Annotated in this window: 14 protein-coding genes; 10 read left to right on the top strand and 4 right to left on the bottom strand. The window is 72.4% G+C overall.

Going from position 1 to position 16725, the window contains the following annotated elements:
* Nucleotides 1-331, top strand: a 331-nt coding sequence (locus tag C1A33_RS07385) for a zinc ribbon domain-containing protein (protein ID WP_165818272.1), incomplete at its 5' end; no start/stop codon positions are given.
* A gap of 43 nt (nucleotides 332-374) precedes the next feature.
* Here the strand turns inward: C1A33_RS07385 and C1A33_RS07380 are convergent.
* Nucleotides 375-1190 carry an SDR family oxidoreductase gene (locus C1A33_RS07380; RefSeq protein ID WP_101830778.1) on the bottom strand — a complete coding sequence of 272 codons (816 nt, stop codon included), beginning with the start codon at nucleotides 1188-1190 and terminating at the stop codon, nucleotides 375-377.
* A gap of 148 nt (nucleotides 1191-1338) precedes the next feature.
* Between C1A33_RS07380 and C1A33_RS07375 the strand changes: the two genes are divergently transcribed.
* Complete coding sequence (locus C1A33_RS07375) at nucleotides 1339-2574, top strand: acyl-CoA dehydrogenase family protein (RefSeq protein WP_101830777.1); 1236 nt, start codon at nucleotides 1339-1341, stop codon at nucleotides 2572-2574.
* A gap of 72 nt (nucleotides 2575-2646) precedes the next feature.
* Here the strand turns inward: C1A33_RS07375 and C1A33_RS07370 are convergent, their stop codons facing one another.
* Nucleotides 2647-3576 (bottom strand): LLM class flavin-dependent oxidoreductase, encoded by a 930-nt coding sequence (locus C1A33_RS07370; RefSeq protein WP_165818271.1) that lies wholly within the window; start codon nucleotides 3574-3576, stop codon nucleotides 2647-2649.
* Nucleotides 3577-3665: 89 nt separating this feature from the next.
* Nucleotides 3666-4412, bottom strand: a complete 747-nt coding sequence (locus tag C1A33_RS07365; protein ID WP_101830775.1) for an SDR family NAD(P)-dependent oxidoreductase — start codon at nucleotides 4410-4412, stop codon at nucleotides 3666-3668.
* 356 nt (nucleotides 4413-4768) lie between these two features.
* Between C1A33_RS07365 and C1A33_RS07360 the strand changes: the two genes are divergently transcribed.
* The 8 genes from C1A33_RS07360 (at nucleotide 4769) to C1A33_RS36315 (ending at nucleotide 16358) form a co-directional block, all read left to right on the top strand.
* The gene (locus C1A33_RS07360; RefSeq protein ID WP_101830774.1) at nucleotides 4769-6463 is read left to right on the top strand and encodes an N-acyl-D-amino-acid deacylase family protein; all 1695 of its coding nucleotides are present in this window, start codon (nucleotides 4769-4771) and stop codon (nucleotides 6461-6463) included.
* A 134-nt stretch (nucleotides 6464-6597) separates the two neighbouring features.
* Nucleotides 6598-7425, top strand: a complete 828-nt coding sequence (locus C1A33_RS07355) for a FadR/GntR family transcriptional regulator (RefSeq protein ID WP_243407284.1) — start codon at nucleotides 6598-6600, stop codon at nucleotides 7423-7425.
* 94 nt (nucleotides 7426-7519) lie between these two features.
* Nucleotides 7520-8314 carry an SDR family NAD(P)-dependent oxidoreductase gene (locus C1A33_RS07350; protein WP_101830772.1) on the top strand — a complete coding sequence of 265 codons (795 nt, stop codon included), beginning with the start codon at nucleotides 7520-7522 and terminating at the stop codon, nucleotides 8312-8314.
* Nucleotides 8315-8368: 54 nt separating this feature from the next.
* Complete coding sequence (locus C1A33_RS07345; protein ID WP_101830771.1) at nucleotides 8369-9112, top strand: SDR family NAD(P)-dependent oxidoreductase; 744 nt, start codon at nucleotides 8369-8371, stop codon at nucleotides 9110-9112.
* A 134-nt stretch (nucleotides 9113-9246) separates the two neighbouring features.
* Nucleotides 9247-10521, top strand: a complete 1275-nt coding sequence (locus C1A33_RS07340) for an acyl-CoA dehydrogenase family protein (RefSeq protein ID WP_101830770.1) — start codon at nucleotides 9247-9249, stop codon at nucleotides 10519-10521.
* On the top strand, nucleotides 10518-11672 hold the full coding sequence (locus C1A33_RS07335; protein ID WP_101830769.1) for an acyl-CoA dehydrogenase family protein: 1155 nt from the start codon (nucleotides 10518-10520) through the stop codon (nucleotides 11670-11672). The genes C1A33_RS07340 and C1A33_RS07335 overlap by 4 nt, the downstream gene beginning before the upstream one ends.
* Before the next feature lie 336 nt (nucleotides 11673-12008).
* Nucleotides 12009-13265, top strand: a complete 1257-nt coding sequence (locus C1A33_RS07330; RefSeq protein ID WP_133150594.1) for an ABC transporter substrate-binding protein — start codon at nucleotides 12009-12011, stop codon at nucleotides 13263-13265.
* Between the two features lie 105 nt (nucleotides 13266-13370).
* Nucleotides 13371-16358, top strand: a complete 2988-nt coding sequence (locus C1A33_RS36315) for an ABC transporter permease subunit (protein WP_101830767.1) — start codon at nucleotides 13371-13373, stop codon at nucleotides 16356-16358.
* A gap of 36 nt (nucleotides 16359-16394) precedes the next feature.
* Here C1A33_RS36315 and C1A33_RS07320 read toward each other — a convergent pair.
* A partial coding sequence (locus C1A33_RS07320; RefSeq protein ID WP_133150593.1) for a zinc ribbon domain-containing protein occupies nucleotides 16395-16725 on the bottom strand: 331 nt, incomplete at its 5' end.

Here is a 16725-nt window from a genome sequence, read left to right as displayed (position 1 = left end):
GCAGAAAGCCGGGCTGAACCGGGCGATCCTCGCGGGCGGCTGGGGTCTGCTTGTCACCCGGCTGGAACAGAAAGCCCCCGGCCGAGTCGAAAAGGTCCCGGCCTTCTTCACGAGTCAGCGTTGCTCGGCCTGCGGGTATACGGCGCCTGGGAACCGCGAGAGCCAAGCGGTCTTCCGGTGCGTCACCTGCGGGCACACCGACAACGCTGATGTGAACGCGGCGGTGAACATCGCGGCCGGACGGGCCGTGACCGCGCGGGGAGGTGCGGCGTTGGCCGTGCCCGTGAACCGCGAACCCCAACACTGCGCACCTCCCCTGGTAGGTGTGTAGGAGTTGGAATCCCCCGCGTTCACGCGGGGGAGGACGTCAACTCTTAGGCCTCCCGCATTCCGGTGACCCGGCTCGCCGTGCGGTCGAGCCAGCCGTCGTAGTCCTCGCCCTTGCGCCGGAAGGACGAGCCGACCCTGGGGTTGGGCAGGATGAGGAACGACTCCCGCGCCAGCCCCTCGACGGTGATCTCGGCGACCTCCTCGGGCGTCTGGATCAGCCCGATGTTGCGCCGGATCGCCTCGTCGGCCGCGGCGTCGCTCGCGGTGCCGGCGTTGGCCCCGGTGAGCGCGTCGGTCGCCACCGCCGTCGGGCACAGGCAGGACACGCCGATGCCCTGGTGCCGGTGGTTGATCGCCAGCCATTCGGCGAAGCCGACGCCGGCGTGCTTGGTCACGGTGTAGGACAGCGCCGACGGCCCGGTGATCAGGCCAGCGGCGGACAGCGTCTGCAGGAAGTAGCCGCCGCCCCGCTCGACCATCCGTGGCAGCAGCGCCCGGGCGGCCCACACGTGCGCCATGACGTTGACCCGCCAGGAGGCGTCCCAGGTGGCGGGCGACGTCGTCTCGAGGTTGGCGGTGGCGCCACCGCCGCCGAACACCGCCGCGTTCGAGCAGAACAGGCCGATCGGGCCGACCTCCCGCTCGGTCTCCTCGATGAGCGCGAGGAGCTGGTCCTGGTCACCGACGTCGCAGCGGCGCCCCACGCCGCCGATCGCCGCGGCGACCCGCTCGGCCGGCTCCAGGTCCAGGTCCGCGACGACCACCCGGGCGGCTCCTTCGGCGGCGAACCGCTCGGCCAGCGCCCGGCCGATCCCGCGGCCGCCGCCGGTCACCACCACAACCTTCCCATCCACCTTCATAGACGAATCATCTGTACAGATGGCAGACACTGTCAACCGGTGGCAGAGGCTGCCATCTGGCGTCGGTACCGCCTGTGACCTGGTCAGCGCCGGCCGAAGAGGAGATTCTCGACGAACATCATCAAAATGATCTGTATCTTTCTTGCCCATGGACCTGAGCTATCCCCCGGACGTCGAGGAGTTCCGCGTGGAGGTCCGCGCCGTCCTGGCCGAGGAGCTCCCGGCCGACTTCGCCGGCCTCGGCGCCCTGCAGGACCAGGCCGAGGCCGAGGCGTTCGTCGAGACCTGGCGGGCGACCCTCCACCGGCGCCGGCTGCTCGGCGTCACCTGGCCACAGGAGTACGGCGGGCGCGGGCTGTCCCGGCTGCACCAGGTGGCCCTCGTCGAGGAGCTCGCCCGGGCCGGCGTCCCCTACGGCGCGCCGTACGACACCTACGCGCTGAAGATGCTCGGGTCGACGCTGCTGCGCTTCGGCACCCCGGAGCAGAAGGCGCGCTTCCTGCCGAAGATCCTCTCCGGTGAGGAGCACTGGTGCCAGGGCTACTCCGAGCCCGGCTCCGGTTCCGACCTCGCCTCGCTGCGCACCCACGGCCATCTCGACGGCGACGAGTGGGTCATCAACGGCCAGAAGATCTGGACGTCGCACGCCTTCAGCGCGGACTGGATCTTCGTGCTCACCCGGACCGACCCCGACTCGGTCCGCAACCGGGGCATCAGCTTCCTGCTCGTGCCGATCGACCAGCCCGGCGTCGAGATCCGCCGGATCAGGCAGATGACCGGCGAGAGCGAGTTCTGCGAGGTCTTCTTCACCGACGCCCGCACGGCGAAGGAGAACGTCATCGGCAAGCCCGGTGAGGGCTGGAAGGTCGCGACCGCGCTGCTCGGCCACGAGCGCGGCGAGGAGGCCGCCACCAACCCGATCCTGTTCCGCGCCGAGCTCGACCGGCTCATCGCCCTGGCCCAGGAGTCCGGCCGGGCCGACGACCCGTCGATCCGCCAGCGCCTCGCCGACGCCGTCGTGCGCGTCGAGGTGATGCGCCAGCTCGGCTACCGCATCCTCACCGGCCTGACGAAGGGCTCGGAGCTCGGTGCGGTGGCGTCGGTCTCGAAGCTGTACTGGAGCGAGTACCACCAGGTGGTCACCGAGCTCGCCGAGGACGTCCTGGGTCTGCGCGGCCAGGTGCTGACCGGACGGCTGCCGCTGCGCGCCTACCGGGCGGACGACCCGGGCGTCCCGTCCAGCTCGACAGCGTCCTGGGCCGGCGTGTGGATGGCGTCGCGCTCCGGCACCATCTATGCCGGCACGTCGCAGATCCAGCGGAACATCATCTCCGAGACCATCCTCGGCCTCCCCCGCGAACCTCGCCCCGCCGCCCGTACCTGAGCACCGTCCGACCCGGCCGCCGGCCCCCCGTTCACGGGCCAGGCGGCCGGGGTCACGTCAGGCGTGGCCGGCTCAGGCCAGCAGAGTGCGGACCTCGGCGGCGGCGGTGACGGCGGCCATCGGGTCGTCGGCGACGGCGATGAGGTTGACGTCGGAGGCGCCGGCGGCGGCGTAGGGGGCGAGGAACTCGGCGACGTCCTCGGGGCGCCCGGCCGGGCACCAGCGGGCGAAGCGCTCGAACGGCAGCGCGTACAGGCCCTCCATCTCGGCGGCCAGCGCCGCCTGGGCGCGCTCCCGGTCGGCGCCGAAGCCGCACCACACCTGCAGACCGTGCCGCCAGCGCGGGGCGGCGCGCCCGGCGTCCGCCGCGACGCCCTCGACCCGCTCGACCATCTCCGTGAAGCGGCGGGCGGAGATCCAGACGCCGAGCCAGCCGTCGGCGAGCAGGCCGGCCCGGCGCAGGGCCGCCTCCGAGCGGCCGCCGACGAGCAGCGGCACCGGCCGCGCCGGCGCGGGGCGCACGGCCACACCGTCGAGGGTGAAGAACTCCCCGGCGTGGTCCACCTGCTCGCCGGTCAGCAGCGCGCGCAGCACGGCGAGGGACTCGTCGAGCCGCCGCCCGCGGGTCGCGGGGTCCACACCGACCGCGCGGACCTCGCCGCGGTCCTCGCCGCCGGCGCCGACGCCGAGGACGAGCCCGCCGGCGGCGAGCGCGGCGACGTCGACGAGCTGGCGGGCGACGGCCACCGGATGGCGCAGCGCCAGCTGGTAGACGGCGACCGACACCTCGGCCCGGCGGGCGAGCCCGGCCAGGGCGGCGGCCTGGATCAGCCCGTCGCCGCCCTGACCGCCGTGGAACGTGATGTGGTCACCGACGCACAGGGCGTCCACCCCGGCCGACTCTGCGGCCTCGACCGCCGGCGCCAGCTGCCCGGCGCTGAACAGCGCCCGTGGCACGCGCAGCCCGACGCGCAGGCCGCCGCCGCGCCCCTCGGTCGTCATGGGGCGGATGGGGCCATCGGTCGCCACGGGGCCGGATGGGGCCATCGGTCGCCACGGGGCGGATGGGGCCATCGGTCGCCATGGGCGGCTCAGGCCATCGTCAGGCCGCCGCTGACGGACAGCGTCTGCCCGGTGACGTAGCCGGCGCCGTCGGAGGCGAGGTAGACGATCGCCGGGGCGATGTCGTCCGGGGTGCCGATCCGGCGCATCGGGACCGCCTTGGCCATGCTGTCGTAGAGCTTCTGGCTGAGCGCGGCGAGCTGGTCGAGCAGGGCGGTGTCGGTGGGGCCGGGGCAGACGTTGTTGACCGTCAGGCCGTGCCGCGCGACCTCACGGGCGAGCGCCTTGCTGAACGCGATCACGCCGCCCTTGGTGCCGCTGTAGACGACCTCGCCGGACGAGCCGACCCGGCCCGCGTCGGAGGCGATGTTGATGATGCGGCCCCACCTGCGCTCGATCATCGAGTCGAGCACGGCGCGGGTCACCCGGATCGTGCCGAGCAGGTTCACCCCGACGATGCGGGCCCACTCCTCCTCGGTGGAGTCGACGAACGGCTTGATCACGTCGACGCCGGCGTTGTTCACCAGCACCTCGATCGGGCCGAGCGCGGCGGTGACCTCCTCGACCGCCCGGGCGACGCCGGCGGGGTCGGTGATGTCGACGGCCAGGCCGACCGCGCGCACTCCGTGCTGCTCGACCAGCCCGCTCGCGACCTTGGCCGCCGCGTCGCCGTCGATGTCCAGTACCGCCACATCGTGGCCCGCCGCGGCGAGACCCGCCGCGATCGCGTGCCCGATGCCGCGGCCGGAACCCGTCACCGCCGTGACTCGTCCCATCCCTGACTCCCTCCACCTGGCTGGTCACTCGGTCGTCGCCGGTTCCCGCGGTCCTCGCCGGGCTGCCGGGCATGGTCTGGGCGTGGTCTGGGCGTGGAGCGGGTCCGCGGGCGGGGTGCCGGCGCCCCCGGGAACGGGGGCGGACACGGCAGGGCAGGCACCGGGGTGCCCGTCGGGGAGCCTGCGACGAGCGCAGGGCGCGCCACCAGACCGGACCAACGGCACGGTAGCAGGTCAGGACACGCACTTGCCCCGGATTGACTCCGCCACACCGCCGGAAAAAAATTGATTCATTGATATGAATAAGCGAGAGCGTCGGCACTGTGGGCGCCGCGGCCACAGGCAGGGAGGGACGAATGGGCAGCGTTCTCATCCGTGGCGGAACGGTCGTGGACGGCACGGGCGCCGAGGGCAGGCGGGCCGACGTCCGGGCCCGGGACGGGGTCATCGTCGAGGTCGGGCCCGGCCTCGCCCCGGCCGGCGGGGACGAGCGGGTGCTCGATGCCGGCGGCGCCGTCGTCACCCCGGGCTTCATCGACAACCACACCCATGTCGATCCTGCGCTGTGGTGGGACCCGTCGTGTGACCCGCTGCCTCAGCACGGGGTCACGACGGTGCTGATGGGCAACTGCTCGCTGTCTCTCGCCCCGGTCCGGGCGAAAGACCGCGCCGAGGTCACCAGCCTGTTCTGCTACATCGAGGACCTGCCCGAGGCCGCCTTCGACGCGTCGATCCCCTGGTCGTGGGAGTCGTGGCCGGAGTACCGGCGCAGCGCCGCGGGCCGCGGCTACGGCGTGAACACCGCCGGTTTCGTCGGGCACACCCCGCTGCGCCTGTTCGTGATGGGTGCGCAGGCGTGGGAGCGGGCGGCGACGCCGGCGGAGCGGGCGGAGATGGCGCGAGTGCTGGACGCGAGCCTGGCCGCGGGGGCGCTGGGCCTGTCGTCGTCGATGGGCTTCGACGAGGACCGGGACAAGCGGCCGGTGCCGAGCCGGCTCGCCGACGACGCCGAGTACGAGGCGCTGTTCGACGTGCTCGCCGCGCACCGGCGCACGGTGCAGTTCATCCCGGCCCAGACCGGCGGGTGGGCGATGCGCGCGGACGTCGAGCGGATGGGCCGGCTGTGCTCCCCGCGCGACCTCACCCACACCTGGATCGGCATCTTCCACGACTCGGACCACCCGCACTCCGCCACCCGCAACCTCGACTTCGCCCTCGACCTGCAGAAGCAGGGCATCCACACACTGCCGCAGATCTCCCCGCGCACCCTGGACATCCGGGTGAACTGGCAGGGCGGCATGTCCTGGTACGCGCTCGTCGAGGGCTGGCACCGGGCGGTGCAGGCGTCGCCCGCCGAGAAGCGCGCGTTGCTCGCGGACCCGGCCTGGCGCGACACTGCCCGCGAGGAGTGGGACCGGGTGCCCCGCACCATGATCCCGCACCGGTTCCCTGAGCGGATGCGCTTCGTCGAGGTCGGCCGGCCGGAGCTGGCGCGCTGGGTCGGGGCGACCCTGGCCGACCTGGTCGCCGAGCGTGGCGGGCACCCCTCGGACGTGCTGGCCGACTTTCTGCTCGACAACGACATCGAGGTGGGCCTGGTCGGGATCGGCGTGGCGAACTCCGACCCCGACGGGGTGGCCGAGACCCTGACCCATCCGGCGGCCCTGCTCGGCAACAGCGACGCCGGCGCGCACCTGCAGATGATGTGCGCGACCGGCGACAGCACGCTGCTGCTCACCCGGCACGTCCGCGACCGCGACGACCTGACGCTGCCCGCCGCCGTGCACGCGCTGACCGGCCGGCAGGCCGACGCGTTCGGGCTGACCGGGCGCGGCCGGGTGGCCGCGGGCGCCCACGGCGACCTGACCGTGTTCGCGCTCGACGAGCTGCGGTGGGACTCCGACGTCTTCGTCGACGACCTGCCCGCCGGCGGCGCCCGGCTGCGCCGTCCCGAGGGCGGCTATCGCTACACGGTGGTGGCGGGCGAGGTCGTCCAGGAGGCCGGCACCCTCACCGGGGCGCGCCCCGGCGGCTTCATCGACGGGGGCTGACATCGACGCGGGCTGACATCGACGGGGGCTGACGGCGCGTTCGCGAGCGCGGCGACCCATTCCGTATCAGGATTTAGTTCCCAGGGTCCAGACGACGTCACCGCGCTGGTACCGCGGCGGGCGGGAGGTTGCGCGTGGGGTCGCCAGACGGCATGAGGTCACCCGACGGCGCTGACGGCGACGCAGCCGCCGACGGCGACGGGACGGGTTTCGTCAGCCAGCCCGTGCGGGTACCCAAGACGGCCGACCTGATCGCCGCCCGGCTGCGCCGGCAGATCGTCAAAGGCGAGCTGCGCGAGGGCGAGTCGCTGCCGCCCGAGGGCGTGCTGCTGGCCCGGTTCGGCGTGTCCCGGCCGACGCTGCGCGAGGCGTTCCGGGTCCTGGAGACGGAGTCGCTGATCAGCATCCGCCGCGGTTCCCACGGCGGGGCACGGGTGCACGCCCCCGACGCCGACATCGCGGCCCGCTACACCGGGCTGATCCTGGAGTACCTCGGCACGACGGTCGGCGACGTCCACGCGGCGAGCGCCATGATCGAGCCGTCCTGTGTGGCGATGCTCGCCGCCGCGTGCACCGAGGTGGACCTGGCCGTCCTGCGGCAGTTACACGAGGCCTCGACCGGCGCGCACGACGATCCGCCGGCGCAGCTCGCGGCCCAGGCCCACTTCCACCGCGAACTGGTCGCCCGCACGGGCAACCAGACCATCTCGTTGCTGGCGGGGATGCTGCGGTCCATCATCGACCTGGCGGACGAGTCGTATCTGGCGGGGCGGCCGGAGGACCCGGCGGCGCTGCGGCTGGCGGCGCGGCGCGGCCAGCGGGCGCACGCCCGGCTGCTCCCCCTCCTCGAGGAGCGGGACGCGACCGGCGCGCAGCGGCTGTGGCGCGAGCACCTCGAGGCGCGGGGGCAGCACTTCCGCGGCGGCCCGGGCGCCCTTGACCTGCTCGACCTGCTGGGCTGACAGACAGTATAATCGTTGTGATAATTTATCTGATAGCTGTCCGCGGATGTTCTCGTCGCGCGCGACGGTCCCCACGACACGAGGAGATCTTCGGGTGAACGAGCCTGCGCTGCCTCCCGTCTCGGAACCGAAGGAGTTCGCCGGCCGGGTCGTGCTGGTCACGGCGGCCGCGGGCAAGGGCATCGGGGAGGCGACCGCCGCCCGGTTCGCCGCGGGCGGCGCCACGGTAATCGTCACCGACCGGAACGAGAAGCGAACCCACGCGGTCGCGGCGGAACTCACCGACCTGCACCGGCACGCCACCGTCGTCGGGATCCCGCTGGACGTCGCCAGCCGCGAGTCGATCGACGCGGCCCTCGAGCAGGTGCTCGCCGCGCACGGCACCGTCGACGTGCTGGTCAACAACGCGGCCTTCAACGTGGTCGCGCCGATCTTCGACTACGACCCGGCCGTGTGGGACCAGACCGTCGACGTCAACCTGTCCGGTCCCTGGTACCTGTGCCGGCGGCTGATGCCGACGATGCGCGACCACCGCCGCGGCGTCGTCGTCAACGTCTCCACCTACGCACCCGACGTCGGCGGTGGCGGCATCGAGGCGCCGTACGCGATCACCAAGGGCGGCCTGAACGTGCTGACCCGGGCGATCGCGCACGAGGGCGGCCCGTACGGGATCCGGGCGGTCACCGTGGCGATGGGCGTCGTGCGCGGCACCCGGTTCATCGACCAGCACCCGGAGATCCTCGAGATGCCGGACTCCAAGGGCGTGCTGCCCTGGACGCCGACCGCCGGCGACATCGCCGAGACGATCGCGTTCCTGGCCGGCGACCGCGCCCGCTGCATCACCGGCGAGTCGATCAACGTCGCCAGCGGCACGTACATGCGGCCCTGAGCGAGTGTCCGCGCAGCTCTTACCGGAACACCGGACCACGGGTGAGGAGTCGTCGTGAAGGGTCGAGTCGCGATCGTCACGGGGGGCACGAGAGGGATCGGTGCCGCCATCTCCGAACTCCTGGCCGCGCAGGGCGTCCATGTCGCCGCCGCCTACGCCGGTAATCACGAGGCCGCGGCGGCGCTGCGTGACCGGGTCGTCGAGGCCGGTGGTTCCGTGAGCGTGCACGCCGGGGACGTCGGCGACCGCGGCTTCGCCCGGGCGCTCGTCGACGAGGTGGTCGCCGAGCACGGCCGGCTCGACCATCTGGTCAACAACGCCGGCCTGCTCGTCGAGCGCAAGGCCCGCGAGATGAGCGCCGACGAGTGGGACCTCGCCGTGCGGGTCAACCTGTCCGGCCCGTTCCACCTGGCCCAGGCGGCGATCGCGCCGATGGAGAAGGCGGGCTACGGCCGGATCGTGAACATCGGCTCGATCACCGCGCTGATGGGCAGCCCCGTCCAGGTCGGTTACGGCGCGGCCAAGGCGGGCCTGATCGGGATGACCCGCTCGCTCGCGCTCGCGGTCGCCCGCAAGGGCATCACCGTCAATCTGGTCGTACCCGGCGTCTTCGAGACCGACATGACCGCGTCGATGGACCCGCGGATCCAGGAGGCCATCAAGGCCCGGATCCCGGTCGGCCGCCGCGGCGACCCCGCCGAGCTCGCCCACGCCGTGCGCTTCCTGCTCGACGAGCGGGCCGGCTTCACCACCGGCTCGGTGGTCACCGTCGACGGCGGCCTGAGCATGGGCGGCTAGCACACCACCACCGGCCGCCCTCGACCACCGACCACACATCCCCGCGCCACACCCCGGCGCCCGACCCGGCGCCGACCCGGCGCCGCACTCCCGCGCCGCAGTCGGTGGGGCCGGGACCTGGAGGAGGTTGGCTGATGCCGATCGAGTTGGACGATTTCATCACCGAGGTACGCGGGTTCCTGGACGCGCACGCGACCCGCCGGACCGGCGGCGCCGGGGACGTCCAGTGGGGCGTCGGCGAGGACCGGATCACGTACTTCAGCACCGAGGCACCGGAGGTCGAAGCGAAGGCGGTCGCCGTCGCGAAGGCCTGGCAGCGCACCCGCTACGAGAACGGCTTCGGCTGGCTGACCGGCCCGACCGACTTCGGTGGCCGCGGCCTGACCACGGTGCACGAGCTGGTCTACGACTCCCTCGAAGCCGAGTACGACGTGCCGGACACCGGCGTGCTGGCCGTCGTCGGCCTGGGGATGATCGGGCCGACGATCCTCGCTCACGGCCAGGAGAAGATCAAGCAGCGATACCTGCCGGCGATGTACGGCGGCGACGTCATCGCCTGCCAGCTGTTCTCCGAGCCCGCCGCCGGCTCCGACCTCGCCAGCGTCGAGACCAAGGCCGTGCGCGAGGGCGACGAGTGGGTGCTGAACGGGCAGAAGGTGTGGACGTCCGTCGCGCACCACGCCCAGCTCGGCCTCGCGCTGTGCCGCACCGACCCGGACCGACCCAAGCACAGGGGCATCACCGCGTTCCTGGTCGACCTGTCGCTGCCCGGCGTCGACATCCGCCCGCTGCGCCAGATGAGCGGCGGCGCGGACTTCAACGAGGTGTTCCTCACCGACGTCCACGTCCCCGACGACCACCGCCTCGGCGAGGTCAACGACGGCTGGCGGGTCGCGCTGACCACCCTGATGAACGAACGGGCCACCGTCGGCGGCGAGACCGGGGGCCCCGCCGGCCGCGCGGTGTCGCTGCCGTTCCTGCGCGAGCTGCTGCGCGCCAACGGCCGCCTCGACGACCCGGCCACCCGTCGCGAGCTCGCCTCCCTCTACGCAGGCCAGGCCGCAGCCGAATACATGAACCGCCAGGCGCTGCGCAAGCTGCGCGCCGGCGTGCAGCCCGGCCCGGAGGCGTCGGTCTCCAAGCTCCTCTACGCGCAGAACCTGACCCGCGCGGCGCACTTCGCCGCTGACGTCGTCGGGCCGAAGCTGATCGCGGACACCGGGGAGTGGGGAACCTTCTCCTGGACCGAGCTGCTGCTGTCCACCCCCGCCCTGCGGATTCTCGGCGGAACCGAGGAGATCATGAAGAACATCCTGGCCGAGCGGGTCCTCGGCCTGCCCAAGGAGCCCGGCATCGACACCAAGAGCCCGTTCCGCGAGCTGCGCCGTTCCGCCCGGAGCTCGGCATGAGCGCCGGCGACGAGACCACGGTCGCCGACGCCGACTCCGAGGAGCTCCTCGCGCTGCGCGAGGCGGTCCGCGACTTCCTCGCCGCCCGCTCCGACGAGGCCGCGGTGCGCGAGGTGATGATCGGCGAGCGCGGCTACGACGAGAAGGTCTGGAGCCAGATGGCCGAGCAGCTCGGCCTGCAGTCGCTGGTCCTGCCCGAGGCACACGGCGGCGACGACGCCGGCTTCGTCGCGTTGTCCGTCGTGCTGGAGGAGATGGGCCGGGCCCTGCTGCCCGCGCCGTTCTTCTCCTCCGTCGTGCTCGCCGCCACCGCGCTGGTCGCCGCCGGCGACGACGAGGCCGCCGGCCGGCTGCTGCCCGGCATCGCCGCCGGCACCACCCTCGCCACCCTCGCCGCGCCCGGCCCGGACGGCGCCTGGCACACCGGCGAGGGCGCGCTCGCCGTGGCCGCGTCGCCCGCCGACGGCGGCGGGCTCGTCCTCGACGGCACGGCCGGGATCGTCCTCGACGGCGCCACCGCCGACGAGATCCTGCTCGTCGTCGCCGCCCCGGAGGGGCCCACCCTGGTCAGCGTGCCCGGGGACGCGTCCGGTCTGACCCGCACGGCGCTGCGCACCCTGGACCCGACCCGGCGGTTCGCGAGCCTCACCCTCGCCCAGACGCCCGCCACCGTCATCGGCCAGCCCGGCGCCGCGGGCCCCGTGCTGGCCCAGGTCCTCGACGTCGCCACCGCGGCGCTGGCCGCCGAGCAGGTCGGCGGCGCCCGGGCCTGCCTGGAGACGGCGACCGCCTACGCCAAGGACCGCGTCCAGTTCGGCCGGCAGATCGGCAGCTTCCAGGCCGTCAAGCACAAGCTCGCCGACATGCTCGCCCGGGTCCAGCTCGCCGACGCGGCCGCCCGCGAGGCCGCGGCCGTCCTCGACGGGGCCGACCCCGAGGGCGACCCCGGTGTGGCGTCCGCCGTCGCGCACATCGTCGCCTCCGAGGCCTACATGAGCGTCGCGGCGGAGAACATCCAGGTCCACGGCGGCATCGGCTTCACCTGGGAGCACCCCGCCCACCTGTACTTCCGCCGGGCGAAGTCCTCCCAGCTCCTGTTCGGCGGACCGAACGCCTACCACGAGCGGCTGCTCGCCCGCGTGGGCATCTGAGCGCCCGCCCCTCGCTCTCCGCACCTTCGCACCTCCGCACCTCCGCACCTCCGCGTTCCACAGCCGGGTTCCCGGGCGCTTCGCCGTCCGGGAACCCGGCTGGCTGCGTTTCTGGGCACAGATGAGTCACCATTCGTGCCCGCACAAACCACGCAACGCGATTCCGAGGACAAGAGTGCACTGAATTATTTAAATGATTTCTTTACTTACGCCTGTGAGCCCCGTTACAGTCCTGCGAACGAGTGAGGGTCAGCAGGTCCTTCGCGCGTTGGCGCGACCGGCGCCGGAAACCAGACAGAGAGGTATGGGGGCCAACAAGTGTTCAAGACGCGGACGATGCGCGGCACCGCCATGGTGGCTGCGGCGGCGGCCTTAGCCGTCGCCGTCGCGGCCTGTGGCTCCGACGGCAAGGGCAACGACGACGCCACCGGGAAGGCGACACAGGCCAAGGCGGCGCTGACGAAGTCCGAGATCAGACTGGGGCTGCTCGCCGCCACCACCGGCGCCACCAGCTCCGCCGACGTGCCAGCCGTGGGCGTCGCCAACGCCTGGGCGGACTGGGTCAACGTCAACGGCGGCATCAACGGCCACCCGGTGACGATCGTCGTGAAGGACACCAAGGGCGACATCGCCACCGGGACGGCGGCGGCGAAGGCGTTCCTGGACGACCCGAGCATCCTGTCGATCACCTCGGCGTCGTCGAACACCGAGCCCGCCATCGCCACGACGCTCAAGGGCAAGGACATCGCCGTCGTCGGAGCGTACGGCTACCAGCCGACCATCTGGGGCGCGCAGGAGAACGTCTTCCCGCTGACCGCCCCGGCCGTCCCGAACATTTTGGCGCAGTTCGCCTCCGCCAAGGCGAACGGGGCGAAGAACTGGGCCGTGGCCTCCTGCGTGGAGACCGCCGCCTGCAAGCAGGCCTCGGTCTTCTACGGCCCCGCGAGCAAGCTGTTCGACGTCAAGGTCGTCGGCTCCTACGACGTGGCCGTCTCGGCGCCGAGCTACACGGCCGAGTGCCTGAAGATGATCAACACAAAGACGGACTTCCTGCAGCTCTCGTTCCCGCCGGCGGCGGCCGCCCGGCTGATCGACGACTGCGACTCGCAGGGATACAAGGGCCTGTACGGCGCCTCCGGCGGCGCGGTCACCAAGGCACTGCTCGACGTCGACGGCGTGCGGCTGTCCGGCGGCGTCCAGGGCTTCCCCTGGTGGTCCACGGCGAAGCCGGTGACCGACTACCGCCAGGCGGTCGAGACCTACAGCAAGGGCGCCGACCCCCAGACCGCGGCCTCGACGAGCACCTGGGCCGCCCTGCAGACGATCCGCGCCGCCCTCGCCCACGTCGGCGACAAGCCGGCCCGCGCGGACGTGTTCACCGGCCTGTACGGCCTGAAGAACTTCGATCTCGGTGGCCTGCTGGCCCAGCCGGTGACGTTCACCAAGGGCAAGATCCCGGCCGGGATCGACTGCCTGTGGCTGTACAAGTACGAGAACGGGAAGTTCACCACGACGCCGCTGGCCGGTACCAAGTCCGGCAACAGCGTCACCAGCGGTGACCTCCAGTCGACCTGCCTGAAGCTCCAGGCCTAGGACCGTCGGCGCCCCACCGGGCCAGCGTCGACCCGGTGGGGCGCCGGCCCTCGCCGTCCCTGGGACCGCCCAGCACACGCACCGTCGACAGATGAGGCACCCCGCATGAACGACCTTCTGCCGTTCGTCGTCAGCGGAATCGCGATCGGAGCCGTGTACGGCCTTACCGGCACCGGTCTCGTTCTGACCTACAAGACCTCCGGCATCTTCAACTTCGGTCACGGCGCCCTGGCGACCGCCGCCGCCTACCTGTTCTACTGGCTGCACGTCGACCAGAAGGTCGGCTGGGAGATCTCGGCGGTCATCGCCGTTCTCGTGGCCGGACCTCTGATGGGCCTGGGCATGGAACTCGTGTCCCGCCGGCTCGCGCCCCAGCGCAACGCCATGAAGATCGTCGGAACGATCGGGCTCATCCTGCTCGTGCAGGGCCTGGGCACGATCAAGTACGGCCCCGACTCGATCAACGTCCCGAACTTCCTGCCCGGCGGCAGCCACGGGTTCGAGCTCGGCGGCACCCACGTGCGGTACAAGTACGTCTTCGTCGCCGCGATCGCGGTCGTCCTGGTGGCGGCACTGTACGCGCTGTTCCGGTTCACCCGCATCGGTCTCGCGATGCGCGCCGTCGTCGACGACCCGGCGCTGCTCGACCTGCTCGGCACGAACCCGGCCCGGGTCCGACGCGCGGCCTGGATCACCGGCTCCACCCTCGCCGCCCTGTCCGGGGTGCTCGTCCTCCCACTCGTCGGGCTCGAACCGATCTTCCTGACCTTCCTCGTCGTCGAGGCCCTCGGCGCGGCGGCGTTCGGCGGCTTCTCGAACATCCCGCTGACCTTCCTCGGTGGCATCGTCATCGGCGTCGGCTCCGACATCACCAAGAACTACGTCGTGGACGTCACCTGGCTGGGAGGGCTGCCGCCGAGCCTGCCGTTCGTCGCGCTGTTCGTGATCCTGCTGGTGCTTCCCCGCCGTCGACTGCTGCCGCCGACGCGCCACGAGGTCAGACCGCGGCTGCAGCGGCACGCCCCCGCACGGGTACGCGCCGGCACCGGCGCGCTGGTCCTGGTGCCGCTGCTGCTGGTGCCGACCTTCGCCGGCAGCGACCTCACCTTCTACACCGTCGGCCTGACCCAGGTCGTCATGCTGCTCTCGCTCGGCCTGCTGGTCCGCACCTCCGGCCAGGTCTCCCTGTGCCATTCGGCGTTCGCGGCCATCGGCGCCGTCGTGTTCTCCCAGTTCGCGGTCGACCACCATCTGCCCTGGCTGCTCGCCGCCCTGCTCGCCGCCCTGGTGGTGGTGCCGGTCGGGGCGTTGCTCGCGCTGCCGGCGATCCGCCTGTCCGGACTGTTCCTGGCGCTCGCGACGCTGGCGTTCGGCATCATGATCGAGCGGCTCTTCTACGCGCAGGGCTTCATGTTCACGCCGACCGGCAGCGGGCGAACCATGCCCCGGCCGTCCTTCGCGAGCGGGGACAACGCCTACTACTACCTCGTGCTGGGGTTCGTCGTCGTCGTCTCGCTGCTCATGGTCGCCGTGCACCAGGCACGACTCGGCCGGGTGCTGCGCGGCATGTCCGAGTCGCCGGTCGCCGTGTCCACCCTCGGGCAGAGCACCAAGGTCACGAGGATGATCGTCTTCTGTATCTCCGCCTTCGTCGCGGGGCTGTCCGGCATCCTCTACGGCACCACCGTGGGCTCGGCCTCCACGACCGACGTGCACTTCTCGTCGTTCAACTCGGTCGTGCTGCTCGCCATCCTCGCGCTCGCGCCGTTCGGCGAGCCGTGGTACGCGCTGTTCGCGGGCCTGGTGGCGATCATCCCCGCGTACATCCCCGGTTCGAACACCCCCTACGTCCTCAACGCGATCTTCGGCATCTCCGCGGTGGCCGTCGCCATGCAGGGTGGCACCCCCGGCATGCCGCCGCGGCTGCGCGCCGCGCTGGAGCGGCTGGGCCAGCCACGCGGCCGTCTCGTCCCCGCCGCCGCGGGCGCGGGCAGCGCCGTGACCGTCCCCGTGGCGCCGGTGCCCGCCACCGAACCGCGGGCCGAGAGCAGGGCGACCGACGCCGGGGCCGCCGAGACCGCTGGTTCCGACATCACGGCGTCCGAGCCCGAGGCCGAGGCGTCCGAGCCCGAGGCCACCGCGTCCGAGCCCGAGGCCGAGGCCACCGAGACGGCCACCGGAGCGGGCCGCTCCGCCGGGGACCGCGGGCTGCGGGTGGAGGATCTCACGGTCCGTTTCGGCGGGCTGGTCGCCGTTCGCGACCTGACCCTGCTGGCGCCACCCGGTCAGATCACCGGTCTCATCGGACCGAACGGCGCCGGCAAGACGACGACGTTCAACGCCTGCACCGGGCTCAACCGCCCGACCTCCGGCCGGGTCCTGTTCGGCGAGCGGGACATCTCCCACGCCAGTCAGGCCACCCGCGGCCGGGCCGGAATCGGCCGCACCTTCCAGATCATGGAGCTGGCCGAGTCGCTCACCGTCGCCGAGAACGTCGCGCTCGGCCGGGAGTGCGGCCTGGCGGGCGCGGGCGTGCTGAGCCAGCTCCTCGCCCGCCCCACCGAGGCGCGCGACACCGCGACGGCGACCGCGGCGGCGCTGGAGCTGTGCGGCATCACCGACATCGCCGACCGCCAGGTCGGTGGCCTGTCGACCGGTCAGCGCCGTCTGGTCGAGCTGGCGCGCTGTCTGGCCGGCCCGTTCACCATGCTGCTGCTGGACGAGCCGTCCTCCGGGCTCGACCGGACCGAGACCGAGGCCTTCGCCGAGGTGCTCGAGCGGGTCGTGGCGGACCGGGGTATCGGCATCCTGCTCGTCGAACACGACATGGCGCTGGTCATGCGGATCTGCCGGTACATCTACGTGCTGGACTTCGGGGAGCTGTTGTTCGAGGGCGACCCGGGCGCCGTCCGCGCGAGCGAGCGGGTCCGCACCGCCTACCTCGGCGCGGGCGCCGAGCAGTCGGCCCCGGCGGGGAGCTCCGACACCGGACCCGACGGCTCCAGGCCCGACGGCGACCCACCGCTCGTCGCGGCCGCAGCGGAACCAGAACCAGCCGTCGCGCAGGCGACGTCGGCACGGGAGACACCTTGACGTCCTCCCCCGCGTGAACGCGGGGGATTCCAACTCCTACACATCCACCAGGGGAGGTGCGGAATGTTGAGGTTCGCGGTTCACGGGCACGGCCAACGCCGCACCTCCCCGCGCGGTCACGGCCCGTCCGGCCGCGATGTTCACCGCCGCGTTCACATCAGCGTTGGCGGTGTGCCCGCAGGTGACGCACCGGAAGACCGCTTGGCTCTCGCGGTTCCCAGGCGCCGTATACCCGCAGGCCGAGCAACGCTGACTCGTGAAGAAGGCCGGGACCTTTTCGACTCGGCCGGGGGCTTTCTGTTCCAGCCGGGTGACAAGCAGACCCCAGCCGCCCGCGAGGATCGCCCGGTTCAGCCCGGCTTTCTGC

The sequence above is a fragment of the Frankia canadensis genome, assembly GCF_900197875.1.
Taxonomy (GTDB): domain Bacteria; phylum Actinomycetota; class Actinomycetes; order Frankiales; family Frankiaceae; genus Frankia; species Frankia canadensis.
The sequence above is the reverse complement of the archived record's forward strand: the minus strand, read 5'-3'. Positions and strand labels throughout refer to the sequence as shown.